Below are 25,684 nucleotides of genomic sequence, written 5' to 3' on the forward strand. Positions count from 1 at the left end.
CGGCGGGAACCTAGGATCCTGCGCTCTCCTTGGCGGCCCGCTTGGCCGCCTTCTTGAACTCGCGCACCTCGCCCAGACTGGTCGCGTCGACCACGTCGGCGATGGATCGTCGGGAGCCGTCGTCGCCGTACGATCCGGCGGCGTCGCGCCACCCGGCCGGCTCCACACCCATCTGCTTGCCCAGCAGAGCCAGGAAGATGCGCGCCTTCTGATCGCCGTACCCGGGCAGCGCCTTCAGTCGCTTCAGCACTTCTCTGCCGTCCGGGTCGCCGTCCGTCCAGATTGCGTCGGCGCGGCCGTCCCACTCGTCGACGATGTACGAGCACATCGACTGGATCCGCTTGCCCATCGACCCGGGGAACCGGTGCACCGCGGGTGGAGTGGAGCAGATCGCGAGGAAGTCGTCCTCCGGCATCTCGGCGATCGCGCGGACGTCGAGCGACCCGATGCGATCCACCAGCTTCTTCGGACCGGCGAACGCCGACTCCATCGGTACCTGCTGATCGAGCAACATCCCGATCAGCAGCGCGAGCGGGTCGGAGGCGAGCAGGGCGTCGGCGTCGGGATCCCCCACCAAGTGCAGCGTCGTGGCCATGGCGTCATTCTTTCACGCGGACAGCGCAGCACGAATGCGCTGCGCCAGCCGACCGTCGACGAGGTCCGCCCACGTCCACCGCACGACGATCCACCCGGCGGCACGCAGAGCGTCCTCCCGAAGCTTCTCGCGGATCACGACTGCGTTCGCGGACTCGCCGTTGCGTGTGTACTTCGCCAGTCCGTCGAACTCGCCGAGCACGCGCTGGTCCTCCCACAGGAAGTCCGGCCGATACGTGCGCCCGTCGATCACGATCTCGATCTGCAGCTCGGGCGCGGGGAGCCCGTGCCGATCGAGGTACACCCGACTGCGCGATTCGCCGACGCTCTCGCTACGACCGTCCAAGAATGCGGCGGCACGTCGAGCGCCCGCGACGCCGCGCCGACGGCCACACCCGCGGATCGCCTCGGTGATGTCGTCGATCGATGTCGGAGTGCATGCCAGCGCCGAATCACCAACGCACACAGCGGCTTCGAAGCTCAAGGCACACGCAAGATCCGCCACGGTCCGCGCCGCGGAGGTCACTCTCGCACCGTCACGCATCACCACGTCCACATCGGCGAGTGGATGCGTGTGGAGGTGCCGTACCGCGTCGACACGTCCGCCGGTCGGCCTGTCGACCGTCAGGTGCACCAGCGGTGGCGGCCCCTGCCACAACGACATGCCCCACGCCAGCGCGGCCGACTCGTGGCTGAGCGTGAGACCCGGTCCGCCTGCGGCCAGGGCTGCCCGGGCTGCGAGAAGGTGTCGAGCCTCCGGCGTGGAGTCGGTGAAACGCCACTTGTCGACGAAACACCCCCGCCGCACGGCCACGATGGACACGGACCTGCGTGCACTGCGGATCTCGGTGTCGGACACACCTCGGCCGAGAAGATCCGCGCGCCGGATCAGTTCTGCGGCTTCGCCCTCGTCGCTCATGTGACGATCGTGGCCGAGATCCAGGAATGCTGCTCATGGCCATCCACAGGCGTCGAACCGTCGCCGGTTTCCGCAACTCACAGGGGTTGCAGCCGGTGAACCCTGCCGGAATCGGTGTGAGAACCCGACCGAACTACGACCCGAGCAGCTTCTCCGTCGCGGCCAGCAGCACGCAGGTGGCCACGCCGTCCATCGCCGCGGACAACTCGTCGGTGGACGGGAAGCTGGGGGCGAGGCGGATGTTGCGGTCGTCGGGATCGCGCTTGTACGGGAAGGCGGAGCCGGCGCCGGTGAGGGCGATGCCGGCGTCCTTCGCCAGAGAAATGGTGCGCGCTGCGGTGCCGTCGAGCACGTCGAGGCTGATGAAGTACCCGCCCGCGGGCTCGGTCCACGACGCCACCTTCGACGCGCCCAGGCGATCGTCGAGGATCTCCTGTACCCGTGCGAACTTCGGCGCGAGGATCTCGCGGTGCTTCGCCATGTGTGCGCGCACACCGTCGGCGTCGCCGAAGAACCGCAGGTGACGCAACTGGTTGAGCTTGTCGGGGCCGATGCTCTTCTTGCCGTAGTGGCCCAGGTACCAGTCGAGGTTCGCCGACGACGAACCGAGGAAGCTGACGCCGGCACCGGCGTAGGTGATCTTCGACGTGGACGCGAAGACGTACGGACGGTTCGGGTGACCGGCCTCCGCTGCCAGGCTCAGCACGTCGTACGCGGGCGGGAATTCGTCTGCCAGCGGATGCACCGCGTAGGCGTTGTCCCAGAACAGGCGATAGTCGGCGGCCGCGGTGGGCATCGTCGCGAGAGCGCGGGTGACCTCCTCCGAGTACACCGCGCCCGTGGGGTTCGCGTAGTTCGGCACGCACCACATGCCCTTGATCTGCGGATCGCCCGAGACCAGCCGCTCGACCTCGGCGATGTCGGGGCCGTCCTCGTTCATCGTCACCGGGATCATCTCGATGCCGTAGCTCTCGGTGATGGCGAAGTGCCGATCGTAACCGGGGCTCGGGCACAGGAAGCGGACGACGGGTTCGGCCGACCACGGACGCACCGAGTCGACGGTGCCGTGCAGCAGCCCCCACACCACGAGGTCGTGCATGATCTCGAGGCTCGCGTTGTTTCCCGCGATCAGGTTCGCGGCCGGGATGTTCAGTAGCTCACCGAAGATGGCGCGCAGCTCGGGCAGACCCTGCAGTCCGCCGTAGTTGCGGCAGTCGGTGCCCTTGCCGTCCCGGTAGTCCTCACCGGGCAGGGTGAGCAGGCCGGCCGCGAGATCGAGCTGCTCCGGGGACGGCTTGCCGCGGGTGAGGTCCAGCGAGAGTCCGCGTGCGACCAGTGCCTCGTACTCGGCGGTGCGCTTCTCGTGCTCCGCGGCCAGCTCGTCGGGGTTCATCAGTCCGAGTTGAGCTTGGCCGGTCATGGCGAGGAGGGCCTTTCGAGGCGACTGCGCGTGGCGGGAAGTTAAGGGGACCCCGCGCACCCGGCAGAGCCCGTTGACCCTTGCTGCCTTCCGGCCCTGGGGGAGTTCACAGGATGCGCGCCGCGCGGGATCCGTGGACGAGTCTAGCCACATCCCCCGCGCACCACCGAACCGACCCGATTCGTCTCAACGGGGGTGTCGCCGGTAAGGTAGCCGACGGAGGATTCGCCTAGTGGCCTATGGCGCTCGCCTGGAACGCGGGTTGGGTTAACGCCCTCAGGGGTTCAAATCCCCTATCCTCCGCAGAGAAAGACCCCCGTGCGCTGCACGGGGGTCTTCTTCGTTCTCACTCTCTGTCCAGCACCCAGGTCACCGGAGCCGGGTCGAGCCCTTCCACGACCACCGCGGCCCACGCCTCGGCCGTCGACACGTCCTCGTGCTCGGCCGTGGCCAGGATGGAGTCGTCGCTGGTGTCTCTCACTCGATAGGTCGGCATGGCTCACGAATGCCACGCGGCGGCCGGGGACAAACTCAGAACAGTGCTTCCTGCATGGCGGGCAGCGCGGTGTCGAACTCGCCCCACTCGATGCGGCGGCCCCGCAGTCGGGCCAGGTCGGCGACGTAGACGGCATCCGGATCCTCCGCCACCGTCGCGCCGACGGCGGAACCGATGCACCACTGGACGGTCAGGCCGTGCGCACCGACGGCAGTGTCCAGCGGATAGGCCGTGCGCCGACCCGTGAAGGCCGCCTCTCGGCCCGCGGGCGGCTCCCACTGCTCGTCGACGACACGGAAGTCGTCGTCGGAGAAGTCGGGACCGAGGTCGGCGAGCACCTCGCGCGCCAGTGTCGCCGCGTCTGCGTTCGATCGGTCGAGGCGGGCGAGGTCGATCGGGCGGGTCAACCCCGCCGCCTTGGCTGCGGCGCGCACGGCCTGGCGCAGACCGGCAGTGTCGGTCATCGCGTCCTCGAGGTGCCGCACCACGCGTCCGTCGACCGCCCGTGCGACGTAGCGTCCGACCACGGCGCCCTGCTCGGTGAGCCGTCCCCATTTCCGAGGATCCGCCGCCGTTCCCACCTTGTCCGTCCCGTCGGCGAAGGTCGCGACGTAGAGCCAGTGCGGTTGCATCACGACGCTCTCGAGCCCCTTCGACAGGAAGTCCTGCCGGTGGACGATGTGGACGAACCGGTACGGATCCGCCGCGACACAGGCGTCGCAGTGCACCCCGGAGGTGGCGCGCGCACCGTTCGGGCAGGCCACAGGACGGCCGTCCTCGGCGCGGCGACCGATGCACCACAGCACACCCGGCGCGTCGAGCGCGCGGTATCGCAGTGCGGACGACAGCACCGGCCGGGACGTCACCTCGCCGGTGTCCGTGTCGGTGACTCCGAGCAGCGGCTCCCCGCGTGGCCACCCGACACCGCGCACGACCAGGGCCATCGCGACTCCTCTCCACCTGGCAGCATTCCCGGGATGAGCACACCCGGACCCGTCGGATCCCTCTACCGCCGAGTGACGACGCGCAAGGCCGGCGTGCTGCCTCCGCACCGCGCCACCCGACGTCTCTCGGCCTACGTCTACGGAAACGTCCTGGTGATGACCGTGGTGGTCGTCGCCAGTCCGTCGTCCATCGCGAACGGTACGGCGGCGTTGTTGGTGATCGGCACCACGCTCACCACCTTCCTCGCCCACATCTTCGCGGACGCCGTCGCGGCCGGCACCGTCGACGACGACACCGTCGACTGGCGCGAGGAGTTGCGGGACTCGCTGCCGATCGCCTCCTCGGGCGTCGCGCCGTCGTTGCTGCTGGCGCTGGCGTGGCTCGATATCCTGCCCGGCGCACTCGCGCAGGGGCTCGCGGGTGGTCTGGTGACGTTGCGTATCGCGTCGATCCCGGTGGTCGCCGAGCGTCTGCGCGGCCGCGGACTGTCGTTTCGCCTGGTCCTGGCCGGTATCGCCACCGCAGTGCTGGCCGCGATCGTCGTGGCGGTGAAGGTGTATCTGACGCACTGATCGCGTCGTTCGCCACCGAAACCTCTTGTGACCGACACCGCCGCCGGGCAGTGAATGTCTGGGATCACATGCTCGCGGAACGGCTCCCCGCCGCCCACCAGCGTGCACACTGGAGCGGTAGTACAACGGAGGGATCTCCCATGGCGGCACTCGATACCGCACAGCCGGACATGCAGACACTCAGTCTGCACGGCAACGAACTGAAGTACCTGGACATCGGACACGGCCCCGCGGTCATCCTGATCCACGGACTGCTGGGCTCCCATCACAACTGGGAACCGCAGATCGACACCCTGTCGCAGCGGTACCGCGTCATCGTGCCGGACCTGTTCGGCCACGGTGAATCGGACAAGCCCGCCGGGGACTACTCCATCAGTTCCCACGCCGCGACGGTGCGCGACCTGCTGCACAGCCTGGACATCACGTCGGCGACGTTCGTGGGCCACTCGCTCGGCGGTGGCATCGCGATGCAGACGCTGTACCTGTTCCCCGAGTTGGTCGAGCGCATGGTGCTCATCGCCAGCGGCGGCCTCGGCCCCGAGGTGAGCCCCCTCCTGCGTGCGGCCACCCTGCCGGGCAGCGAATTCGTTCTCCCGCTCATGGCGAACCGCACCGTGCGAGGCCTCACCGATCTCGCGATCGATCGGCTCGACAAGCTGGGACTCCCCCTGATGAGCGCCAGTTCCTCCGAGGCGTGGCGCAGCTTCGGGTCGGTCCAGGACGCCGGCACCCGCCGCGCGTTCCTCGCGACCGCCCGCTCCGTCATCAGCTTCCGCGGTCAGACCATCAGTGCGACACCGCACTTCGCCAACTTCCCCAACATCCAGGCGATGCTGGTCTGGGGTGCGCGCGACAGCATCATCCCCAACTCGCACACCGAGAACGCTCGGGCCGAGTTGCCGCACGGCCGCGTCGAGATCTTCGAGAGGGCAGGGCATTTCCCGCATCTCGACAATCCCGACCGCTTCGACCGCATCTTCACCGAGTTCATGCGTGACTGCGAGGCCGGTGCCTCGCGTCCGCACCTCGTCGCCGAGGCCTGACACACACACGAACGCGCCCTCTCCCGTCATGCGGGAGAGGGCGCGATGCTGTGTGCGTGCCTACTTCGTCGGGATACCGGCCTTCGCGAGCTCGGCCTCGGTGGCCAGGTTCTTCGCGTCGGCGATGTCGATGCTCTCGAGCGCGATGCCCTTGGTCTCACGAGCCACCACGACGGCGATCAGCGTGATGAGCGCGGAGGCTGCGAGGTACCAGGCGATCGGCACGGACGAGCCGTAGACGTCCAGCAGCTTCACCGCGATGATCGGCGCGAGCGACCCGGCGACGATCGACGTCACCTGATAGCCCAGGGACACACCGGAATACCGCATACGCGTGGGGAACATCTCGGACATGATCGCCGGCTGCGTGGCGTACATGAAGGCGTGGAACACCAGTCCGATGATGATCGCCAGCATGATGACGACGTTGTGGCCGCTGTTCATCATGGGGAAGGCGAAGAACCCCCACGTGCCGGCGGTGACCGCACCGACGAGGTACACCGGACGGCGTCCGACGGTGTCCGCCAGGCGACCGACCAACGGGATCACCGCGAAGTGCACGGCGTGCGCGATGAGCATCCACCACAGGATGGTGCTGGTGTCGGTTCCCACCTCGACCTTGAGGTAGGTGATGGAGAAGGTGACCACCAGGTAGTACATGACGTTCTCGCCGAAGCGCAGGCCCATCGCGGTGAACACGCCACGCGGGTAACGCTTCACGACCTCGAAGACGCCGTACGACGCGGCCTTGATGACCTCGGCCTGCTTCTGCGCCTCGACGAAGATGGGTGCGTCGGTGACCTTGGTGCGGACGTAGTAGCCGACGAAGACGATGACGGCGGACAGCCAGAACGCGACACGCCAGCCCCAGCTGAGGAACGCGTCCTCCGAGAGCACGGTGGTGAGCACCAACAGGACGACCGTCGCGAGCAGGTTGCCGCCGGGGACACCGGCCTGCGGCCAACTGGCCCAGAAGCCGCGGCTCTTGTTGGGGCTGTGCTCGGCGACGAGAAGCACTGCGCCGCCCCACTCACCGCCCACCGCGAAGCCCTGGATGAAGCGCAGCGTCACCAGCAGTGCCGGCGCCCAGTACCCGATCTGGTTGAACGTCGGCAGGCAGCCCATGAGGAAGGTGGCGGCGCCGACCAGCACCAGCGAGAACTGCAGGAGCTTCTTACGTCCGTACTTGTCACCGAAATGACCGAAGACGATGCCACCGAGCGGTCGTGCGACGAAGCCGACCGCGTACGTGACGAAGGCCGCCAGGATGGCGTCGAGTTCGCTGGTTCCCTCCGCGAACATGATCTTGCTGAACACGAGCGTCGCCGCCGTGCCGTAGAGGAAGAACTCGTACCACTCGACCACGGTGCCCGCCATGGATGCGGCGACCACCTTCCGCAGACCCGACGGTTCCTCGTCGCGATCCACCCTGTCGACAACCGACATGACATTCTCCTTGCTGAGTCTCCGGTGCCGGGACAGTGATCCACGGCACACGCTGAGTCGAGTATCGACGCAGATCACCGCGCCGCACAATGGCCGCGCGCGCACGACCGAACTGCAAAGATGCACACATGACCTCGTCCGGACGCTCCTCGGCGCACACGCCGCCCAGCGCGGACGATCTTCTCGTCCTCCTCGCCGTCGGGCGCAGCGGCCGCTTCACCGCCGCCGCGGACAGCCTCGGTGTCAATCACACGACGGTGTCTCGCCGCATCGCCTCACTGGAGAAATCACTCGGTGGCCGGGTACTGGTCCGCACCTCGGGCGGCTGGGAACTCACCGACCTGGGCCGACACGCACTCGCCGCGGCCGAGACGGTCGACAGCGTGGTGCGCGGCCTGGTGGACCCGGGCGGTGCGTCGCTGCGTGGTGTCGTCCGCATCTCCGCGACGGACGGATTCAGCGCCTACATCGCGGCGCCCGCCGCCGTCAGTGTGCAGGAACGGCACCCCGAGGTGTCCGTGGAACTGGTCGCCGCGACGCGACGCGCCTCGCAACAACGATCGGGAATGGACGTCGAGATCGTCGTCGGCACGCCTCAGGTGCACCGCGCCGAGGCCGTGCACCTCGGCGAGTACTGCCTCGGTCTGTACGCCACTCCGGAGTACCTCGAGCACCACGACACCATCACCACCCGACGCGACCTCGCCGGCCATCCCCTCGTCTACTTCGTCGAGTCGATGCTCCACGTCGACGACCTGGATCTCGCGCGCTCGGTCGCCGTCGGCGACGCTCCCCCGTCGTCGGACGTCCCGGTGATGCGGAGTTCGGTGAGCTCGACCAACGTCTTCGTGCACGTCGAGGCCACGCGGGCGGGCGCCGGTATCGGCCTGCTGCCGTGCTTCATGGCCGACCGGCACCGCGATCTCGTGCGCATCCTGCGCTCGGAGGTGTCGGTCACCCTGGCCTACTGGCTGGTCGTGCGCGGCGAGACGCTGCGCCGCCCCGAGGTCGGGGTGGTGGTCGACGCGCTGCGGACGGAGGTCGCGTCCCGACGGGACGAGCTCATGGGTCGCGGCGAGTGAACGGCCGCTTCGCACCGAGCCCCTCCGGCGACCTCCACATCGGGAACCTCCGCACGGCTGTGCTCGCGTGGCTCCTCGCCCGCGGAACCGGACGCGGATTCGTCCTGCGCGTCGAGGACCTCGATCGCGTGCGACCGGGCGCCGAGCACCGTCAGCTCGACGATCTCGCCGCCGTCGGCATCACCGTCGACGGGCCGGTGGTGCGGCAATCGGATCGCCGAGAGTCCTATACCGCGGCCATCGCCTCCCTCGCCGCCGACGGCCGTGTCTACGAGTGTTTCTGCACCCGCCGCGAGATCCAGCAGGCCGCGTCCGCACCGCACGCTCCCGAGGGTGCATACCCCGGAACCTGCCGGAACCTCACCGAGGCGCAACGCGCGTCCCGCCGCGCCGAGGGCCGACGCGCCGCGCTGCGGTTGCGTTCGGACACGCGGTCGTTCACCGTGACCGACGCCCTCGTCGGCGAGTTCACGGGCGTGGTCGACGACCTCGTCCTCCAGCGCACGGACGGCGTTCCCGCCTACAACCTCGCCGTCGTCGTCGACGACGGGTTCCAGAGCGTCGACCAGGTGGTTCGCGCGGACGACCTGCTCGCGTCGGCGCCGCGTCAGGCCTACCTCGCCGGTCTGCTCGGCGTGCAGATCCCGGAGTACGTGCACGTCCCGCTCGCTCTCGGACCGACGGGCAAGCGCCTCGCCAAGCGGGACGGCGCCGTCACCCTGCGCGACCGACTCGCCGCCGGGCAGACCGTGTCCGACGTCTCCGCCGAGATCGCGTCGTCGATCGGGGTTCCGTCCGAGCGCACGCACGAATCGCTGTCCGACCTGGCCTCGTACTGGTCCCTGGACCTGCTCCCGAGGGAGCCGTGGTTCGTGCTCGGTCACTGATCGAGACCCCGTTGCAACGGAACATCGCACACCGGTCGGGGCGTATCGGACGTAAGGTGGCCGCGAGAAGACTCCGACACGTCAACCCGTACGAGAAGGACATCATGACCACAGGCGGTTTCGACCCGAGCAAGGATCCGCAGAACCCCGGCAGCTACCCGCCGCCGCAGCAGGGTTCCTACCCGCCCCCGTCGCAGGGGTCCTACCCGCCGCCCTCGCAGGGCAGTTACCCCCCGCCCTCGCAGGGCAGTTACCCCCCGCCCTCGCAGGGCAACTACCCGCCGCCGCAGGGCAACGTCCCGCCGCAGCAGGGTGGCTACCCCCAGCAGGGCGGCTACCCCCAGCAGGGTGGCTACCCGACGCCCCCGCAGTTCGACAACACCACCAACTACGGTGGCTCGAACTTCGGTGGAGTGCCCGGCGGCGGTCAGCCCGGTGGGCTCGGCATTCGACTGGGCGCGCGCATCATCGACGGGATCATCGTCGGCATCGTCGCGCTGATCCTCGCCGCGATCTTCGGTGCGACCGACAACATCCTCGTCACCGGACTCTTCTCCGGCGTCCTGACGTTCGCGTACTTCGTCGGCCTCGAGGTCAGCCAGGGCGCGACACTCGGCAAGAAGATCCTCGGACTCCAGGTGCACGGTCCCGCCGGCACGCCGCGGCCGACGCTGCAGCAGTCCGCGATACGCAACGCGTTCACGCTGCTCAACATCATCCCGTTCCTCGGTAGCCTGCTCGCGTTCATCGCCGTGATCGTCATCGCCGTCACGGTCAACTCGAGCCCCACCAAGCAGGGCAAGCACGATCAGTTCGCCGGTGGCACCCAGGTGGTCAAGAAGTAGCCTCCGCACACACCGACATCGGGCGCGGATCCCTTCGGGGATTCGCGCCCGTCGTCGTCTCGGTGCTTGGATCGACCGGTGACTGCAACCAACTCCACCGCCACCGACGGCGACACTCCGTCTGGACAGGCCTCGTTCGCCCACATCAGCCGTGGCTTCTACCCCGCCATCGTCGCGCTCTTCGTCGCGACACTGCTGATCTCGAACGTGGCCGCCAGCAAGGGTGTCGCCTTCTTCGCCGCGTCCGACGTCTCGCTCGGGCCCTTCCAGATTCTCCCCATCAACACCGACGGCGCGTTCTTCCTCTTCCCCCTCGCGTACATCCTCGGCGATGTGCTCAGCGAGGTGTACGGGCTCAAGGCGACGCGCCGCGCCATCTACCTGGGCTTCGGCTCTCTCCTGCTCACATCGGTCTGCTTCTGGATCGCCATCGAACTCCCCGCCGCGTCGTTCTACGAGAACCAGGCCGCACTCGAGACCGTCGTCGGCGTCGTGCCGCGCCTGGTCCTCGCCGGTCTCGCCGGTTACACCGTCGGACAGCTGTTGAACTCCATCGTGCTGGTGAAGATCAAGGAACGCACCAAGGAGAAGCACCTGTGGGCCCGCCTCATCGGGTCGACGGTGGTCGGCGAGTTCTTCGACACCCTGATCTTCTGCAGCATCGCGGCCGGCGTCATCGGCATCACGACGGGCGCCGACTTCGTGAACTACGTCATCGTCGGCTTCCTGTGGAAGACCCTCGTCGAGGTGCTCGTGCTCCCGATCACCTACGCCGTCATCGCGTACATCAAGAAGCGCGAGCCGACCTACTCCCCGGACTGACCCCCGCCCGCCCCCGCGAGTACGTCGATACTGTCGTTGTCGAGCACGACTTCACGACACTATGGGCGTACTCGCGGGGAGTTGCGGCTCAGGAATAGAAGCGCGCCAGGGTCTCCTTCTTGAACTCCTGGAACCGCCCGTCGCGGATGGAGGCGCGGATGTCGTCCACCAGCCGCACGGTGAACCGCTCGTTGTGAATGGTGGCGAGGGTCGAGGCCAGCATCTCCTTGGCCTTGAACAGGTGATGCATGTACGCCCGCGTGTAGTGCGCGCAGGTGTAGCAGTCGCACTCCTCGTCGATCGGCGTGAAGTCCCGACGGAACCGCGCGGTGTTGATGTTGAAGCGCCCGTCCGGTGTGTAGATCGCCGCGTTCCGGGCCACGCGTGACGGATTCACGCAGTCGAAAGTGTCGGCACCGTTCTCGATGGCGACGAAGAAGTCGTCCGGCTCGCTGATCCCGAGCATGTGGCGCGGTTTGTGTTCGGGCAGTTCCTCGTTCACCCAGCGGACGATGGTGCCGAGGTTCTGCTTCTCCAGAGCGCCGCCGATGCCGTAGCCGTCGAATCCGCGCCCGGTCTCGCCGACGATGGTCTCGAGATCGTGTGCCGCCTTCCGACGAAGGTCCTCGTACTGCGCACCCTGCACCACACCGAACAGCGCCTGGTACGGCTTGTCGGCGCGCTCGGCCGTGAGGCGCTCGTGCTCGGCGATGCACCGCACCGCCCACGCCTGCGTGCGGTCCAGCGACTGTTCCTGGTACGCACGGGTGTTCATCAACGTGGTCAGCTCGTCGAACGCGAACATGATGTCCGCGCCGAGCTGGTGCTGGATCTGCATCGACACCTCGGGAGTGAAGCGGTGCCGCGATCCGTCGAGGTGGGACTTGAACGTCACGCCGTCGTCGTCGACGTGCGCGAGGCGCTCCTTACCCTCGGCGATGACGTCGTCCGACTCCACCCGAGTGGCGTCCATCGAGATGACCTTCTTGAACCCGACGCCGAGCGACATCACCTGGAACCCGCCGCTGTCGGTGAACGTCGGGCCGTCCCAGTTCATGAACGTGCCGAGTCCCCCGGCCTCGTCCACGATGTCGGGCCCCGGCTGCAGGTACAGGTGGTAGGCGTTCGCCAGAACCGCCTGTGCGCCCAGCTCTTTCATCGACTCCGGCAGCACCGCCTTGACGGTGGCCTTGGTGCCGACGGCGATGAACGCGGGGGTCTCGATGTCGCCGTGCGGCGTCCGCAGGGTGCCGGTTCGACCGAGATGGTCCTCGATACGGGTCTCGACTGTGAAGAGGTCGGTCATGCCCCCATCGAACCAGACGCCAACTGCTGCTCCTGCAGGCCGGACGCACTGAGACGGTGGTAGGCGCCGCGCGCCGCGATGAGCTCATCGTGCGTGCCCTTCTCCACGATGGACCCGTTCTCCATCACCAGGATCAGATCGGCGTCGCGGATCGTGGAGAGGCGGTGCGCGATCACGAAACTCGTGCGATCGCTGCGCAGGGCCGCGGTGGCCTTCTGCACCAGCAGCTCGGTACGGGTGTCGACGGAGCTGGTGGCCTCGTCGAGGATCAGCACGGCCGGGTCGGCGAGGAACGCGCGCGCGATGGTGATCAACTGCTTCTCGCCCGCACTGACGTTGCTGCCCTCCTCGTCGATGACGGTGTCGTACCCGTCGGGCAGCGAGTGCACGAAACGGTCGACGTAACTCACCCGCGCCGCCTCCATGATCGACTCCTCGGTGGCGCCACTGTTGCCGTACGCGATGTTGTCGCGGATGCTGCCGCCGAACAGCCAGGTGTCCTGCAGCACCATGCCGGTGCGCGATCGCAGCGTCGCCCGCGTCATGTCACGCGTGTCCACACCGTCGAGCGTGATCGAGCCGGAATCGATGTCGTAGAACCGCATCACGAGGTTCACGAGCGTCGTCTTGCCGGCGCCGGTGGGGCCGACGATCGCAACCATCTGGCCGGGTTCCGCCACGAAGGACAGCCCGTCGATGAGCGGACGCTCCGGTTCGTAGCGGAACGACACGTCCCGGAACTCGACGCGTCCACTGCGCGTGGTGGGGGTGACGGGTGCCGACGGATCGGCGCCCTCCTCCTCGGCGTCGAGGATCTCGAAGATGCGCTCCGCGGAGGCGACACCCGACTGGAGCAGGTTGACCATCGAACCGATCTGCGTGAGCGGCTGCGTGAACTGGCGGGAGTACTGGATGAAAGCCTGCACCTCGCCCAGGCTCAGCGTGCCGGACGCGACGCGCAGTCCGCCCACCACGGCGATGGCGACGTAGTTGAGGTTGCCCAGGAACATGATGGCGGGCATGACGATTCCGGAGATGAACTGTGCCCGGAAGCTCGCCTGGTACAGCTCCTCGTTGCTCTCGTGGAACACCCGCGCCGTCTCGTGCTGGCGGCCGTAGGCCTTGACCAGCTCGTGCCCGGTGTAGGCCTCCTCGACCTGTGCGTTGAGCGCGCCGGTCTGCTTCCACTGCGCGATGAAGTGCGGCTGCGAGCGCTTGGCGATCATCGCCGTCACCACGATCGACAGCGGCACCGTCAGGATCGCGACCAGTGCGAGCAGCGGCGAGATCCACAGCATCATGCCCAGGATGCCGAAGACCGTGAGCACCGAGACCACGAGCTGGCTGAGTGTCTGTTGCAGGCTCTGCGAGACGTTGTCGATGTCGTTGGTGACTCGCGAGAGCACGTCGCCGCGCTTGTGGGAGTCGAAGTAGCGCAACGGCAACCGGTGGATCTTGTTCTCGACGTCGGTACGCAGACGCTTGATGACGCGTTGCAGCGCGATGTTGAGAATGTAGCCCTGCACCCAGGACAGCAGTGCGGACCCGATGTAGAGGATGAGGACGAGGACCAGCACCTTGCCGACGGCGTCGAAGTCGACTCCCCGACCGGGGACGACGTCCATGCTCGACACCATGTCGGCGCGTGTGCCCTCACCCGAGGCGCGGAGACCGTCGACGACCTGCTCCTTGGTCAGCGAGGGGTCGAGCGAACGGCCGACGATGCCGTCGAAGATGAGGTTGGTGGCTCTGCCCAGGATGTTCGGGGCGAGAACGGTGAGAACGACGCTGGCGACGGCGAACACGAGTACCACCGTGAGCAGCATGCGCTGCGGAAGGAGCCGGCGCAGCAGCCGCCTGACGGACGGTCCGAAGCTCATCGCCTTCGTGCCGGGAGCACCGGGACCGGGAGGACCGCCGGGCCGCGTCATGCGACACCCGCTGCGGTGCGCTGCGAGTCGACGATCTCGGCATAGGTGGGACACGTCTCGAGCAGCTCGTCGTGCGTACCGAGGCCGACCATCCTGCCGTCGTCGAGCACCACGATGCTGTCCGCGTCGCGGATGGTGGACACCCGCTGCGCGACGACGATGACGCAGGCGTCACGTGTGATGGGGCGCAGGGCCGCTCGGAGATTCGCGTCCGTCGTCAGGTCGAGAGCGGAGAACGCGTCGTCGAAGACGTAGATGCTCGGCCGCCGGATGATGGCGCGGGCGATGGCCAGTCGCTGACGCTGCCCACCGGAGACGGTGGTGCCGCCCTGGGCGACGGGGGTCTCGAGACCCTCGGGCATCTCGCGGACGAAGTCGGCGGCCTGCGCCACCTCGAGTGCGTCCCACATCTCGGCCTCCGTGGCGTCCTCCTTGCCGTAGCGAAGATTGGAGGCGATGGTGCCGGAGAACAGGAAGGGCCGCTGGGGGATCAGTCCGATCTCCGCTCGCAGCGCCTCCGGATCGAGTTCTCGCACATCGGTTCCGCCCACGCGCACCACTCCGTCGGTCGTGTCGATGAGACGCGGGATCAGGTTGATCAGCGTCGTCTTGCCCGAGCCGGTGCTCCCGATCACGGCCGTGGTGGTTCCGGCTGTCGCCCGGAACGACACGTCGCAGAGCACCGGGTGATCGGCCGCGGGATACGCGAAGCCGGCCTTGTCGAATTCCACCGTCGACGGCGCCGAGGCGAAGACGACGGGCTTCGCGGAGGGCACGACGGACGAATTCGTGTCGAGCACCTCGGTGATGCGCTCGGCACACACGCTGGCGCGCGGGATCATCATCGCGATGAACGACGCCATGATCACCGACATCAGGATCTGCATGATGTAGCTGAGCAGGGCCGTCAGCGATCCGATCTCCATGCGTCCCTCGTCGACGGCGTGACCGCCGAACCAGATCACCGCGACGCTGGTGACGTTGCTGATGAGCATGACCACCGGGAACATGAGCGCCATCAGACGACCGACCTGCAGTGCGGTGGCGGTGAGGGCGGTGTTCGCGTCGTCGAAACGCTCCACCTCGTACGGCTCGCGCACGAAGGCGCGCACCACGCGGATGCCCGTGATCTGCTCGCGCAGAACGCGGTTGACCGTGTCGATGCGCTTCTGCATGACCTTGAACGCCGGAACCATGCGGACCACGACGAAGCCCATGCTCAGCGCCAGCGCAGGAACGGCGATACCGAGGAGCCACGACAGTCCGAAGTCCTCGCGCAGAGCCATGACGATGCCGCCGACGCACATGATGGGCGCCATCACCAGGATGGTGCAGCCCATCAGGACCACCATCTGCACCTGCTGAACGTCGTTCGTGTTGCGGGTGATGAGCGACGGAGCGCCGAACGTCCCGACTTCGCGCGCCGAGAAAGTGCCGACGCGGTCGAGGAGCGCCCCGCGGATGTCGCGGCCGGCCGCCATGGCGGCGCGTGCTCCGAAGTAGACGCCGCCGATCGAGCACGCGATCTGCACGGCGGAGACGGCCAGCATGATCGAGCCGGTCGACAGGATGTAGCCGGTGTCGCCGGTCGTCACGCCGTTGTCGATGATGTCGGCGTTGAGGCTGGGCAGGTACAGCGAGGCCACGGTGGCCACGAACTGCAGCACCACCACGCCTGTCAGCGCGCCGCGGTACGGCGCCAGATACCGGCGGAGAAGTGAGATCAACACGTCGTGCATCCTTCCTTCTCGACAGGACCCGTCGGACGACAGGCGTGGTGGGTGCAGTTCATCGACTCAGCTCCGGTTCGCCGGCTGCTGGGTCGCCGGTGCGGTCTCGTCCGTCCTGCGGACGAGTTTCTCACCTTCGATGTCCACGTTCGGCAGAATCTTGTCCAGCCACTTCGGCAGGTACCAGGCCTTGTCGCCGAGCAGCGCCATGACCGCGGGGATCAGGATCATGCGGACGATGAAGGCGTCGAAGAACACGGCGGCCGCGAGAGCGAAACCGATGGACTTGATGAACGAGTCCGGTTCCAGCATGAACGCTGCGAACACCGAGATCATGATGACCGCCGCGGCAGCGACGACGCGGGCGCCGTACTTGAAGCCCGTGACGATGGCATCGCTCGCGGTCGCGCCGTGGACGTACGCCTCCCGCATGCGGGACACCAGGAAGACCTGGTAGTCCATCGCGAGTCCGAAGACCACACCGATCAGGAAGATCGGCATGAAGCTCACGATGGGCTGCGGGTTGGAGATCAGTCCCAGTCCACCTTCCTGGAAGATGAAGACGGTGGCACCGAAGGTGGCGAGCACGCTGAGCAGGAAGCCGAGCGTCGCCGTCAGCGGCACCAGGATCGATCGGAACACCACCATGAGCAGCAGGAATGCCAATCCGACGACGACTGCGAGGTACGGGATCAGGGCCTTCTGGAGCCGATCCGACACATCGATCTCGAGCGCCGTCTGGCCGGTGACGCCGTAGGTGACGCCGTACTCGGATTCCAGACCACCCCGGGCGTCGCGCAGCGCGGTCACCAGGTTCTGCGTGTCCTCGCTGATCGGTGAGCTCTTGGGAGTCACCGACACCAGGGCGGTGTCGCCCGCCGGGTTGAGCCCGGCCTGCTGTGCGTTGGTCACGTCGGGTTCCGCCGCCGCCTTGTCGACGACGGCCTGGAAGGCCGCCGTCCGATCGGCCTCGGGGACGTTGCTCGCGTCCACGACCATCAGCAGCTGACCGTTGCGTCCCGGGCCGAAGCCCTGGTCGACCAGGTCGTACGCCTCACGAGCGGGGGTACCGGGTTCAGCGGTGGCCACCGACGGAAGCGCCAGACGCAGCGACGTCATGGGACCGGCGATGACACCGAGGATCACGACACCGACGATGAGGACCAGTGCGGGACGCTTGATCACCATGCGCACCCACCGCAGGCCGTTGGTCGGCTTGTCGTCGTGCTCCGGGTCCGGGACGGTGCGGATCTTGCCGGCGAACGCCTTCGCGCCGAAGAGTCCGAGGACGGCGGGCAGCATGGTCAGCGCGACGAGGACGGCGACGAAGACACCGAAGCCGGCGGCCAGACCCATCTGGGACAGGAACGGGATGCCGACGACGCGCAGTGCCACGAGCGCGATGAGCACCGTGGTGCCGGCGAAGACGACGGCGCTGCCGGCGGTTCCCACGGCGCGTGCCGCGGCTTCCTCACGGTCGTCCGTCTCGCTCAGCTCGTTACGGAACCGGGCGACGATGAACAGCGAGTAGTCGATGGCGACGGCCAGGCCGATCATGATGGCGAGAATCGGCGTGAACTGGGTGAGCTCGGCGAAGCCCGACGCGGTGGTGATGGTCAGACTGGTGACGCCGATGCCGACGATGGCCGTGATGAGCGGCAGTCCGGCGGCGACGAGCGATCCGAACATGACGACGAGGACGACGGCGGCGACGGCCAGGCCGATCAGCTCGGCGGTGCCGCCGGGCGGCTCGGCGGCCTGCATGGCGCTGCCACCGATCTCGACGGTGAGCCCTGCGTCACGGGCGGGCTGGGCGGCGTCGGTCAGCTCGGTGCGGATCTCGGCCGTGACATCGGTGACGGTGCCGGTGATGGGCACGTCGAGGATGCCGATGGTCTTGTCCGGTGAGAGCGGCGACACGGCCGCGGCGTTCGCGGCCGCGACGTCCGGCGCGAGACCGGCCTCCGCGTACTGATCGACGATCGCCTGGTTGCCGGCGATCGGATCGAGGAGCGGCATGGCACCCTCGGGCACCGGTCCGGCCGCGGGATCGGCCTTGGCCGTGTCCTTCACGGCGGCGATGCCGCGAATGTTCGCGATGACGCCGTCGATGGCCGCCGTGTTCTCGGGCGAGTCGAGCGTGGTGCCCGCGGGTGCCTGGAACACGTACTGCGCGGACGCCGACGTGAGCGGATCATCGCCGCCTCCGAAGCGCTCCTTCTGCAGATCCAGCGCAGCCTGGGCGGGGGTTCCCGGGATGGAGAACGACGTGCTCGTCGGGCCGGACAACGTGGCCGCGCCGATACCGGCCAACACCAGGATGGCGAGCCAGATCGGCAGCACGATGCCTTTCCGACGGTACGAGAACCGTCCTATGCGATACAGGAAGGTGGCCATGAGAGTTCTCCTCGTTCGGGGGGGTGTCGTGCTGCGGGTGACGGACGGACGCGCGATCAGTCGGGCGGGAGCGGGGTGGAACCGGTGAGCGGCGCTCGGAAGCCCCGTTCGAGTTGTTGCATGGCGAGGCGGACCACCTCGCCGGCGGATTCTGCTGTGGTGGAGCCCTTCTCGGATGCCTCGGCGAAGAATCCGAGTGCGGCGCTGACGGTGGCGCCCACCGCGGCCTGGACCAACGAGGGGTACAGGTCCCGATCGGGATCGAGCCCGGTGCGCCGGGCCACGGCCTTCTTGAACGCCGCGGAGAGCGAGCGGTCGAACTCGAGCTTCTTCGCCAGCAGAGCCGGCGACTCCTCGACGAACCGCGCGACCGCGACGGTCTCGGTCAACTCGCGCTCGGGATCGTCGACGATCTCGAAGACGATGGCGCGCACCGTGTCCCAGAAGTCCTCGTCCTGCGGCCGGTGTTCGATCAGGTCCACCCACTCGAACGCTGCCTGCTCGAGGTAGTACAGCGCCGCTTCTTCCTTGCTGGAGAAGTAGTTGTGGAACGTGCGCGTCGACACCCCCGCGTCGCGGGCGATCGCCTCGGCGGTCACGGTGTCGAAACCCTGTTGCCGCCCGAGACGGATCGCGGCAGCACTGAGTGCTGCACGGGTCTCCGCCTTCTTGCGGTCGCGTAGTCCGGAACTCACGGATCCCACAGTACGGAACTTGCACGGCTCGGCAAGTTTGCAGTGGTGTGCACTTTTGTGACGCTCACCACGCTCGCGCGGTGTTTCGAACCGTCAGGGAGTGAGCCAGCGCTTCACACGGGCGGTGATGAACGGCAGCAGGACGTACACCATGAGGGGTGTGCTCACGAGGGTGACGAGCAGGGTCCGGAGTACAAGACCCAGCGAGAGGTACTCGGAGACAAGGGTGTTGAGCAGAAGAGACAGGGGGAAGAACGCCGACCAGATGACGATGGCCTGCTTCCACCGAGGCGGCGGAGCGCCCACGACGCGGACCGCGTCGGTGAGCGTCGACTGTGGCTCGAACCACCCTTCGACCCCGGTGAGGCGATGCGTCACATGGTCGTCCGCCACACCCACACCACGCGCGACCCAGGCACGCCGGAAGGGCGACGAGAGCCACTCCTGCAGATGAGCGTCCGAATCGAATCGGTAGAGCACGTAGTACTCGTACGGATCGGTCGAGGAGCGCAGCCACCCGCCGCCCAGAAACCCGTCGAACGTGCGCAGCACACTGATTCCGGCATCGGTCCAGGCGACGAAGTCCTGCTCACGGCCGGGCGTGATGCGCCGCGCCACCGAGGTCGTGACCGCGGTACTCGTGGACGTGGACCGATCGTCCCGGGGTTCAGTCATGTCAGGCGTTCGAGAGGAGTCAGTTCTTCTCGGAGAACAGCTGGGTGTAGACGGGCGGCGCCGCGTTGACGACGTCCCTGGCAGCGGACGTCGCGGGAGCCTCGACGGGCTCCGCGTCGGCGGTGACGGGTGCGAGAAAGATCAGTTCGGGTTCCATGGAAACCCCTTCATCAGTAGTTCGGTGGTGAGGAGAACGAGTCGTCCGTCACGAGGGGGAGAACGAGGCGCCGGTGAGAACCGCGGCGTGCTCGTGATCCGAACACTACGCCACGGCGCCGACCTGGCGCGGTACGACCACGTCCGGCCACGTCGACCGTCGTCTGTGGATGCACTGAGAGAAGACGACCGACACTCTCGGACTGTCGACGCCGTGCCCTGCCTGTGTCACACTTGTGACAGAGGCGTGACCTGAGCACTTCCCGCCCTCTCCGCGGTTCTCACCACTGCATCGACTGCCAGAACGACCGACAGCCACCGTGGCCAGACCGTCCACAGAACAGAGGCACCAGTGTCCGTCACCGCCGAACGCCCCAGAGATCGATTCGTCAGTTCGTACACCGAGCTGTCCGTCGCCGTGCGCGCCTCGGGGCTGATGTCCCGCCGCCGCGGTTTCTACTGGTCCCGCATCATCGGCACCGTGGCGGCCTTCGTCGCCGTCTGGGTCGGTGCGTTCCTCCTGGGCGACTCGTGGTGGCAGCTCGCGCTCGCCGTCGCCCTCGCCGTCGTGAGCACGCAGTTCGGCTTCCTCGGTCACGACGGCGCCCACCGCCAGATGTTCGACTCGGCGAAGTGGAACGAGTGGACGGCCCGCATCCTGTCCGGCACCTTCGCAGGACTCTCGCTGCACTGGTGGCAGGGCAAGCACAGCAAGCACCACAACGCGCCGAACCAGATCGGCAAGGATCCCGACATCGGGAACGGGCCCATCGCCTTCGTCCCCGAGTACGTCGCGCAGCGCACCGGCTTCTACGGTGCGTTCACCCGCCGCCAGGGCTGGCTCTTCTTCCCGCTGCTCACCCTCGAAGGCGCCGCACTCCACGTCGCCAGCGTGCGCACGCTGATCGGCTCCAAGGAGATCAAGCACCGCAAGCTGGAGCTGTCGCTCATCGCGCTGAGGCTCACCATCGGGTTCGCACTGCCGTTCCTCGCGATGCCGGCGGGGCTCGCGGTCGGCTTCATCCTCGTGCACTTCGCCGTCTTCGGCGTTCTGCTGGGCGGCTCGTTCGCGCCCAACCACAAGGGGATGCCGCTGGTTCCGGCCAATGCGAAGATCGACTTCCTCCGCCGCCAGGTCCTCATGTCGCGCAACGTCGACGGCGGCCCCGTCACCGACTTCATGATGGGCGGCCTCAACTATCAGATCGAGCATCACCTGTTCCCCAGCATGCCGCGGCCGAACCTCAAGAAGGTGCGGCCCATGGTGCGCGAGCACTGCGCCAAGCACGGGGTGACCTACACCGAGACGTCGCTCGTGAAGTCCTACGGCATCGTCGTCCGCTACCTCAACCAGGTGGGACTGTCGAAGCGCAACCCCTTCGACTGCCCGCTGGTACGCGAGTACCGCGCCTGAACTCGGTGTGACCGCGGTCACGTAGACTGCGGCGGGTGATCGCCGATCTCTGGAACAGTCTGCCGACCGCGCTCCGCGACCCGGTCGCCCTCGCGGTGCCGGCATTCCTCGTTCTGCTCGCGCTCGAGTGGACCGCAGCGATCGTCCTCGAGAGCCACGGCGACGAGACCGAGGACGAACCCGGCCGACCGGCCCGTGGAAGCTACCTCCGCGCCGACGCCCGGGCCAGCATCGCGATGGGGCTGGTGTCCATCGCCACCACCACCGCATGGAAAACCCTGGCGCTGCTGGGCTATTCGCTGATCTTCGCGTATGTCGCACCGTGGCAGCTGCCCTCGGACCAGTGGTACACGTGGGTGATCCTGCTGCTCGGCGTCGACGTCCTCTTCTACTGGTATCACCGCATCGCGCACCGCACGCGCATCGTGTGGGCCACGCATCAGGCGCACCACTCGAGCGAGTACTTCAATTTCAGCACCGCACTACGGCAGAAGTGGAACAACAGCGGCGAGATCCTGATGTGGTTGCCGCTGCCCCTGCTCGGCGTCCCGCCCTGGATGGTGTTCACCGGGTTCGCGATCAACCTGGTCTACCAGTTCTGGGTGCACACCGAGCGCATCGACCGGATGCCGCGCTGGTTCGAGTTCGTCTTCAACACGCCGTCGCACCACCGCGTGCATCACGGCCGCGACAAGGAGTACCTGGACAAGAACTACGCCGGCATCCTCATCGTGTGGGACCGCCTGTTCTGGACCTACGCCGACGAGACGTTCCGACCGCACTACGGGCTGACGACTCCGGTGCAGACGTTCGACATCCTGAAGCTCCAGACACACGAGTACGCCGCCATCGCACGGGACGTGCGGACGGCGGCGACTCTGCGTCAAAAACTCGGCTACGTCTTCGGACCACCCGGCTGGACGCCCGAGGGTCAGGCCTTCCCGAGCGTCACCAGGAAATCGACGGACCCGGTCGGATCCACGGTCACGAAGCCCAGCGACGGCGGCTCGATGCCGTAGTCGGTCCACGTCGCGGGAATGTTGCCCGAGGCGACGATGGTCTCGCCCGACCGGAGCACCTGCGTCTCGACGCTCACGTCTCGCGTCTGGCCCTTGAGGGTCAGCGTGCCGTCGAGGGTGACGGTCGCCGTGGTGCCGTCGGTGGGCACGGTGGACAGGTCCACCGGCGACGTCACCGTGAACGTGGCGGTGGGGTTGTTCGCGACATCGAAGATGTTGCCGCGGAACTGGTTGTCGCGCCGATCGCTGTCGGTGGTGATGGTCTCGGTGCGCACCACGATCTCACCGGCGGTGAGCTGCTGGTTCGCGATCGTGGCGCTTCCCGAGACGTCCGGCGTGGTGCCGACGACCGTGACGTCGGTGCCGTTGAGCACCTCCGCGACGGTGTACCCGGCCGACGTCGGATTCGCTGCGTCACCGGGCGTGACGGTCCACTCACCGTCCAGATCGCCCGTCGCCGCCTCGGCACCGGAGGTGGACACCGACGCCGCCGGATCGCTGCTCTCGATCGACGAGTAGATGCGCGGTCCGACGACGAGCGCCACGATCGCCAGGACGACGACCACGGCTCCGGTGATCCACCATTTCTTCTTCATGGGACGAACTTTAGTTGTCGCTTCAACGTGCGGCCACCGCTGCGGCCTGGGAATCCCCTGTGAAAGCGTCCGTCACCACGTCGAGTGAACGACGTCCCGGAGGTAGCGGTCGTAGATGCTCTGCACGCCGGCATCGAACTCGGCGCCGAGAAGCGCGACGCGCCCCGCCCCGGCGTTGGCACGAGCCTGGTCCACGTTGCGGGCTCCCGGGATGACCGTCGAGATCTGCGGGTGCTGCCACAACCACGCGATGGCGGCGGCGGCGGGCGTCGTACCCTCCGGAGCCGCGTCCGCGACCAGGGCGGAGAAGTCACGAGCCGCCGCAAGACCCGTCTCGAACGGAACACCCGAGAACGTCTCGCCGACGTCGAAGGCCTCACCGTTGCGGTTGAAGTTGCGGTGATCGTTCTCGGGGAACGTCGTCGACTCGTCGTACTTCCCCGAGAGCAGGCCCGAGGCCAGCGGCACCCGCGCGATGATGCCGACTCCGGCATCGGCGGCGACGGACAGCACCTCGTCGACGGGCTTGAGCCGGAAGGCGTTGACGATGATCTGCACGGTGGCCACGTTCGGTCGGCGGATCGCCTCGAGCGCCTCCGCGACCGTCTCCACGCTGACGCCGTAATGCGCGATCGCCTGCTCCTCGACGAGGGTGTCGAGAGCATCGAACACCTGGTCGTCGCCGTACACGGCGGAGGGCGGGCAGTGCAGCTGCACCAGTTCCAGGGTGTCGACACCGAGGTTGCCACGCGACCGGTCCACCCACGTGCGGAAGTTCGCGAGCGTGTAGTTCTCCGGCACCTGGTCGACGCGTCGACCCATCTTGGTCGCCACGGTGACGGTGTCCCGCAGGCCACGATCGGCCAGGAATCCGCCGATCACCCGCTCACTGCGCCCGTCCCCGTACACGTCGGCCGTGTCGAAGAAGGTGATGCCGCTGTACACGGCGGCGTCGAGCACCGCCACGGCGTCCTGCTCGGACACGTCGCCCCAGTCGGCTCCCAACTGCCAGGTGCCGAGTCCGACGCAAGACACCTGCAGTCCGGTGCGTCCCAGGGTGCGGTTCTCCATCGCGTTCATGTTTCTCATCTCGTCGGTGTACCCGAAGTTGGTGAACGACAAAGCCCCCCAGCTGCCGAGGCAGGTGGGGGGCTCATGGCGGTGGCGGAGGGATTTGAACCCTCGGACGGGGGTTACCCGTCACACGCTTTCGAGGCGTGCTCCTTAGGCCGCTCGGACACGCCACCGGCGGATACGTTACCGGATGGGTGGCGCGGATCCGAAATCGCGACGTCAGGAGTCACGCTCGGGGTAGCTCAGTGGCCGGTGAGCTTGTCCTTGATGTTGGACGCTGCATCCTTGACCTTCTCCGCGCCGTCCTTGAACGCGGCGGAAGTCTGATCGCCCTGCCCTTCGGCCTTCAGGTCCTGGTCGCCGGTGGCATCGCCCGCAGCTTCCTTGCCCTTGCCCTTGAGGTCTTCTGCCTTGTTGCCGATCTTGTCGTCGAGACCCATGTGGTGCTCCTTCGAAGCGGAAGAACATGTCATCCACCCCTCCGTTTCGGCGGGGCGGGCGACGCAACGTCGCGCCTGGTGTTCTACCGGGCAGTAATACCCCGTCGACGGATCGCGTCAAACGTCGTTCGCGGTTCGAAAGAAGTCCCGAACCAGACCGGCCGCGTCGCTCTCGAGGACGCCGCCGACCACCTCCGGTCGATGCGTCAGACGCCGATCCCGCACCACGTCCCACAGCGAGCCGACGGCGCCCGTCTTCGGTTCCCAGGCCCCGAACAGCAGCCCGTCGACTCGCGAGAGCACCGCCGCGCCCGCACACATCGTGCAGGGCTCCAGCGTGACGACGAGAGTGCATCCGGTGAGTCGCCAGCCGTCCCCGTGCCGTTCGGCGGCGGCGCGGAGCGCGAGCACCTCCGCGTGGGCGGTCGGGTCCCCGCGGCGTTCGCGTTCGTTGACCGCGGACGCGATCTCGTCACCGTCGGCGTTCACGACGACGGCACCCACGGGAACGTCGCCCGCCGGCGTGGTGCGGGCGACCTCCAGGGCGCGACGCATCCAGACGTCACGCAGGTGGAGAGGCACCACGGTCAGCGGGGCAGCTTGTCGAGCACCGCGGCGAACTCCGCGGCGAATCCCAGTCGCGCGGCGATCATGCCGAGCTGCTCGTCGGGGTAGAGGTCGGACTCGGCCAGGATGACGCCGAGGACCGGCTCGGGAAGACCCATGTCGCTCAGCAGATCCAGATCGCCCTCGTCCCAGGGCTCGACGTCGTCGAGCTCGTCCGGATCCAGATCGGGCACATCGATGTTCAGTCGGTCCAGGACGTCGGCCGCGATGTCGTAGTCGATCGCCGCGGTGGCGTCCGACAGCAGGACCCGCGTGCCCGACGGTGCCGGACGCAGCACGACGAAGAACTCGTCGTCGACATCGAGGAGCCCGAACACCGCACCGGCACTGCGGAGTTCACGAAGTTCGGTCTCGGCGGCACTGAGACTCGTCAGGGCGTCCGCGGACAACGGCCGGCACGTCCACGTGCCCTCCTCGCGGACGACCGCGATGGCGAACCCCTCGAGATCGTCGTAGTCGTCGGAGCGGTTGTCACCTCGACCCTGGGACGAGGTACTGCCTCCGCGCTGTGCAGCCATGCGCGCAACCGTAGTCCCACACCGTCGCCCCGGCG

26 protein-coding genes, 2 tRNA genes and 1 other RNA gene are annotated in these 25,684 nt (G+C 67.6%); 9 read left to right on the forward strand and 20 right to left on the reverse strand.

Annotated elements, in window-relative coordinates; translation table 11 throughout:
• Positions 1–10: 10 nt before the first annotated feature.
• The 4 genes from QE449_RS00075 to ffs form a co-directional block, all read right to left on the reverse strand.
• Positions 11–595 (reverse strand): HhH-GPD-type base excision DNA repair protein, encoded by a 585-nt coding sequence (locus QE449_RS00075; RefSeq protein WP_027506627.1) that lies wholly within the window; start codon positions 593–595, stop codon positions 11–13.
• Between the two features lie 12 nt (positions 596–607).
• Entirely contained in the window at positions 608–1,513 is a 906-nt protein-coding gene (locus tag QE449_RS00080) for a hypothetical protein (protein WP_307107969.1), read from the reverse strand.
• A 133-nt stretch (positions 1,514–1,646) separates the two neighbouring features.
• Positions 1,647–2,933 carry an aminotransferase class I/II-fold pyridoxal phosphate-dependent enzyme gene (locus QE449_RS00085; RefSeq protein ID WP_307107970.1) on the reverse strand — a complete coding sequence of 429 codons (1,287 nt, stop codon included), beginning with the start codon at positions 2,931–2,933 and terminating at the stop codon, positions 1,647–1,649.
• A gap of 41 nt (positions 2,934–2,974) precedes the next feature.
• An RNA gene (gene ffs, locus QE449_RS00090) (signal recognition particle sRNA small type) lies at positions 2,975–3,069 on the reverse strand.
• Positions 3,070–3,151: 82 nt separating this feature from the next.
• Here ffs and QE449_RS00095 point away from each other — a divergent pair.
• Positions 3,152–3,236: transfer RNA gene (locus QE449_RS00095), tRNA-Ser, on the forward strand.
• 43 nt (positions 3,237–3,279) lie between these two features.
• On the opposite strand, the gene QE449_RS00100 is transcribed toward QE449_RS00095, so the two are convergent.
• Positions 3,280–3,414 carry a hypothetical protein gene (locus QE449_RS00100; RefSeq protein ID WP_268788599.1) on the reverse strand — a complete coding sequence of 45 codons (135 nt, stop codon included), beginning with the start codon at positions 3,412–3,414 and terminating at the stop codon, positions 3,280–3,282.
• A 50-nt stretch (positions 3,415–3,464) separates the two neighbouring features.
• Positions 3,465–4,373 carry a DUF2797 domain-containing protein gene (locus tag QE449_RS00105; protein WP_261770338.1) on the reverse strand — a complete coding sequence of 303 codons (909 nt, stop codon included), beginning with the start codon at positions 4,371–4,373 and terminating at the stop codon, positions 3,465–3,467.
• 33 nt (positions 4,374–4,406) lie between these two features.
• Here QE449_RS00105 and QE449_RS00110 point away from each other — a divergent pair, with 33 nt between their 5' ends.
• Together QE449_RS00110 and QE449_RS00115 are read left to right on the forward strand one after the other, a co-directional pair.
• Positions 4,407–4,946, forward strand: a complete 540-nt coding sequence (locus tag QE449_RS00110) for a hypothetical protein (protein ID WP_307107971.1) — start codon at positions 4,407–4,409, stop codon at positions 4,944–4,946.
• A gap of 140 nt (positions 4,947–5,086) precedes the next feature.
• Positions 5,087–5,989, forward strand: a complete 903-nt coding sequence (locus tag QE449_RS00115; protein ID WP_027506623.1) for an alpha/beta fold hydrolase — start codon at positions 5,087–5,089, stop codon at positions 5,987–5,989.
• A gap of 60 nt (positions 5,990–6,049) precedes the next feature.
• Here the strand turns inward: QE449_RS00115 and QE449_RS00120 are convergent, their stop codons facing one another.
• Positions 6,050–7,435, reverse strand: coding sequence for an MFS transporter (locus QE449_RS00120; RefSeq protein ID WP_027506622.1), 1,386 nt, complete (start codon positions 7,433–7,435; stop codon positions 6,050–6,052).
• 128 nt (positions 7,436–7,563) lie between these two features.
• Here QE449_RS00120 and QE449_RS00125 point away from each other — a divergent pair, with 128 nt between their 5' ends.
• From QE449_RS00125 to QE449_RS00140, 4 genes are all read left to right on the forward strand, one after another.
• On the forward strand, positions 7,564–8,517 hold the full coding sequence (locus tag QE449_RS00125; protein WP_307107972.1) for a LysR family transcriptional regulator: 954 nt from the start codon (positions 7,564–7,566) through the stop codon (positions 8,515–8,517).
• A complete protein-coding gene (gene gluQRS / locus QE449_RS00130; protein WP_307107973.1) occupies positions 8,514–9,404 on the forward strand; it encodes a tRNA glutamyl-Q(34) synthetase GluQRS in 891 nt (296 codons plus the stop codon). The genes QE449_RS00125 and gluQRS overlap by 4 nt, the downstream gene beginning before the upstream one ends.
• Before the next feature lie 104 nt (positions 9,405–9,508).
• Positions 9,509–10,249, forward strand: a complete 741-nt coding sequence (locus tag QE449_RS00135; protein WP_307107974.1) for an RDD family protein — start codon at positions 9,509–9,511, stop codon at positions 10,247–10,249.
• Between the two features lie 78 nt (positions 10,250–10,327).
• A complete protein-coding gene (locus QE449_RS00140) occupies positions 10,328–11,071 on the forward strand; it encodes a queuosine precursor transporter (protein WP_027506618.1) in 744 nt (247 codons plus the stop codon).
• An 88-nt stretch (positions 11,072–11,159) separates the two neighbouring features.
• Here QE449_RS00140 and tgt read toward each other — a convergent pair whose 3' ends face one another.
• The 7 genes from tgt to QE449_RS00175 all read right to left on the reverse strand — a co-directional run bounded on the left by tgt (position 11,160) and on the right by QE449_RS00175 (position 19,962).
• On the reverse strand, positions 11,160–12,377 hold the full coding sequence (gene tgt, locus QE449_RS00145; RefSeq protein WP_056443237.1) for a tRNA guanosine(34) transglycosylase Tgt: 1,218 nt from the start codon (positions 12,375–12,377) through the stop codon (positions 11,160–11,162).
• On the reverse strand, positions 12,374–14,308 hold the full coding sequence (locus QE449_RS00150) for an ABC transporter ATP-binding protein (RefSeq protein ID WP_222647538.1): 1,935 nt from the start codon (positions 14,306–14,308) through the stop codon (positions 12,374–12,376). Before QE449_RS00150 ends, tgt begins: the two co-directional genes overlap by 4 nt.
• Entirely contained in the window at positions 14,305–16,038 is a 1,734-nt protein-coding gene (locus QE449_RS00155) for an ABC transporter ATP-binding protein (RefSeq protein ID WP_222641266.1), read from the reverse strand. The genes QE449_RS00150 and QE449_RS00155 overlap by 4 nt, the downstream gene beginning before the upstream one ends.
• Before the next feature lie 66 nt (positions 16,039–16,104).
• Positions 16,105–18,435 carry an MMPL family transporter gene (locus QE449_RS00160; RefSeq protein ID WP_307107975.1) on the reverse strand — a complete coding sequence of 777 codons (2,331 nt, stop codon included), beginning with the start codon at positions 18,433–18,435 and terminating at the stop codon, positions 16,105–16,107.
• Between the two features lie 56 nt (positions 18,436–18,491).
• A complete protein-coding gene (locus tag QE449_RS00165) occupies positions 18,492–19,130 on the reverse strand; it encodes a TetR/AcrR family transcriptional regulator (protein WP_051613574.1) in 639 nt (212 codons plus the stop codon).
• 93 nt (positions 19,131–19,223) lie between these two features.
• A complete protein-coding gene (locus QE449_RS00170; protein ID WP_027506614.1) occupies positions 19,224–19,805 on the reverse strand; it encodes an antibiotic biosynthesis monooxygenase in 582 nt (193 codons plus the stop codon).
• Between the two features lie 19 nt (positions 19,806–19,824).
• The gene (locus tag QE449_RS00175) at positions 19,825–19,962 is read right to left on the reverse strand and encodes a hypothetical protein (RefSeq protein WP_155957101.1); all 138 of its coding nucleotides are present in this window, start codon (positions 19,960–19,962) and stop codon (positions 19,825–19,827) included.
• Between the two features lie 351 nt (positions 19,963–20,313).
• Here QE449_RS00175 and QE449_RS00180 point away from each other — a divergent pair, with 351 nt between their 5' ends.
• Together QE449_RS00180 and QE449_RS00185 are read left to right on the forward strand one after the other, a co-directional pair.
• Complete coding sequence (locus tag QE449_RS00180; RefSeq protein WP_027506613.1) at positions 20,314–21,375, forward strand: acyl-CoA desaturase; 1,062 nt, start codon at positions 20,314–20,316, stop codon at positions 21,373–21,375.
• 35 nt (positions 21,376–21,410) lie between these two features.
• On the forward strand, positions 21,411–22,394 hold the full coding sequence (locus QE449_RS00185) for a sterol desaturase family protein (RefSeq protein ID WP_307107976.1): 984 nt from the start codon (positions 21,411–21,413) through the stop codon (positions 22,392–22,394).
• Here the strand turns inward: QE449_RS00185 and QE449_RS00190 are convergent.
• The 6 genes from QE449_RS00190 to QE449_RS00215 form a co-directional block, all read right to left on the reverse strand.
• Positions 22,307–22,990 (reverse strand): YceI family protein, encoded by a 684-nt coding sequence (locus tag QE449_RS00190; RefSeq protein ID WP_222641258.1) that lies wholly within the window; start codon positions 22,988–22,990, stop codon positions 22,307–22,309. The genes QE449_RS00185 and QE449_RS00190 overlap by 88 nt on opposite strands.
• A gap of 72 nt (positions 22,991–23,062) precedes the next feature.
• Positions 23,063–24,079: an aldo/keto reductase gene (locus QE449_RS00195; RefSeq protein ID WP_307107977.1), complete on the reverse strand. Its 1,017-nt coding sequence runs from the start codon at positions 24,077–24,079 to the stop codon at positions 23,063–23,065.
• 67 nt (positions 24,080–24,146) lie between these two features.
• Positions 24,147–24,237: transfer RNA gene (locus QE449_RS00200), tRNA-Ser, on the reverse strand.
• A gap of 69 nt (positions 24,238–24,306) precedes the next feature.
• Positions 24,307–24,504 (reverse strand): CsbD family protein, encoded by a 198-nt coding sequence (locus QE449_RS00205; RefSeq protein ID WP_222633433.1) that lies wholly within the window; start codon positions 24,502–24,504, stop codon positions 24,307–24,309.
• A 117-nt stretch (positions 24,505–24,621) separates the two neighbouring features.
• Positions 24,622–25,059 (reverse strand): nucleoside deaminase, encoded by a 438-nt coding sequence (locus QE449_RS00210; RefSeq protein WP_027506609.1) that lies wholly within the window; start codon positions 25,057–25,059, stop codon positions 24,622–24,624.
• A gap of 32 nt (positions 25,060–25,091) precedes the next feature.
• A complete protein-coding gene (locus tag QE449_RS00215) occupies positions 25,092–25,649 on the reverse strand; it encodes a tRNA adenosine deaminase-associated protein (RefSeq protein ID WP_204869600.1) in 558 nt (185 codons plus the stop codon).
• Between the last annotated feature and the right edge of the window lie 35 nt (positions 25,650–25,684).

This window comes from Rhodococcus sp. SORGH_AS_0303 (assembly GCF_030819335.1).
In the GTDB taxonomy this organism is placed as follows: Bacteria; Actinomycetota; Actinomycetes; order Mycobacteriales; family Mycobacteriaceae; genus Rhodococcoides.

Excerpts from the sequence above, each read along its gene's own strand:
- QE449_RS00150 (WP_222647538.1), bottom strand. The coding sequence starts at position 14,308 with ATGACGCGGCCCGGCGGTCCTCCCGGTCCCGGTGCTCCCGGCACGAAG.
- tgt (WP_056443237.1), bottom strand. The coding sequence starts at position 12,377 with ATGACCGACCTCTTCACAGTCGAGACCCGTATCGAGGACCATCTCGGT.
- QE449_RS00105 (WP_261770338.1), bottom strand. The coding sequence starts at position 4,373 with ATGGCCCTGGTCGTGCGCGGTGTCGGGTGGCCACGCGGGGAGCCGCTG.
- QE449_RS00125 (WP_307107972.1), top strand. The coding sequence starts at position 7,564 with ATGACCTCGTCCGGACGCTCCTCGGCGCACACGCCGCCCAGCGCGGAC.
- QE449_RS00205 (WP_222633433.1), bottom strand. The coding sequence starts at position 24,504 with ATGGGTCTCGACGACAAGATCGGCAACAAGGCAGAAGACCTCAAGGGC.
- QE449_RS00085 (WP_307107970.1), bottom strand. The coding sequence starts at position 2,933 with ATGACCGGCCAAGCTCAACTCGGACTGATGAACCCCGACGAGCTGGCC.
- QE449_RS00110 (WP_307107971.1), top strand. The coding sequence starts at position 4,407 with ATGAGCACACCCGGACCCGTCGGATCCCTCTACCGCCGAGTGACGACG.
- QE449_RS00080 (WP_307107969.1), bottom strand. The coding sequence starts at position 1,513 with ATGAGCGACGAGGGCGAAGCCGCAGAACTGATCCGGCGCGCGGATCTT.
- QE449_RS00075 (WP_027506627.1), bottom strand. The coding sequence starts at position 595 with ATGGCCACGACGCTGCACTTGGTGGGGGATCCCGACGCCGACGCCCTG.
- QE449_RS00160 (WP_307107975.1), bottom strand. The coding sequence starts at position 18,435 with ATGGCCACCTTCCTGTATCGCATAGGACGGTTCTCGTACCGTCGGAAA.
- QE449_RS00175 (WP_155957101.1), bottom strand. The coding sequence starts at position 19,962 with ATGGAACCCGAACTGATCTTTCTCGCACCCGTCACCGCCGACGCGGAG.
- QE449_RS00195 (WP_307107977.1), bottom strand. The coding sequence starts at position 24,079 with ATGAGAAACATGAACGCGATGGAGAACCGCACCCTGGGACGCACCGGA.
- QE449_RS00115 (WP_027506623.1), top strand. The coding sequence starts at position 5,087 with ATGGCGGCACTCGATACCGCACAGCCGGACATGCAGACACTCAGTCTG.
- QE449_RS00120 (WP_027506622.1), bottom strand. The coding sequence starts at position 7,435 with ATGTCGGTTGTCGACAGGGTGGATCGCGACGAGGAACCGTCGGGTCTG.
- QE449_RS00190 (WP_222641258.1), bottom strand. The coding sequence starts at position 22,990 with ATGAAGAAGAAATGGTGGATCACCGGAGCCGTGGTCGTCGTCCTGGCG.
- QE449_RS00135 (WP_307107974.1), top strand. The coding sequence starts at position 9,509 with ATGACCACAGGCGGTTTCGACCCGAGCAAGGATCCGCAGAACCCCGGC.
- QE449_RS00210 (WP_027506609.1), bottom strand. The coding sequence starts at position 25,059 with ATGCGTCGCGCCCTGGAGGTCGCCCGCACCACGCCGGCGGGCGACGTT.
- QE449_RS00170 (WP_027506614.1), bottom strand. The coding sequence starts at position 19,805 with ATGACTGAACCCCGGGACGATCGGTCCACGTCCACGAGTACCGCGGTC.
- QE449_RS00215 (WP_204869600.1), bottom strand. The coding sequence starts at position 25,649 with ATGGCTGCACAGCGCGGAGGCAGTACCTCGTCCCAGGGTCGAGGTGAC.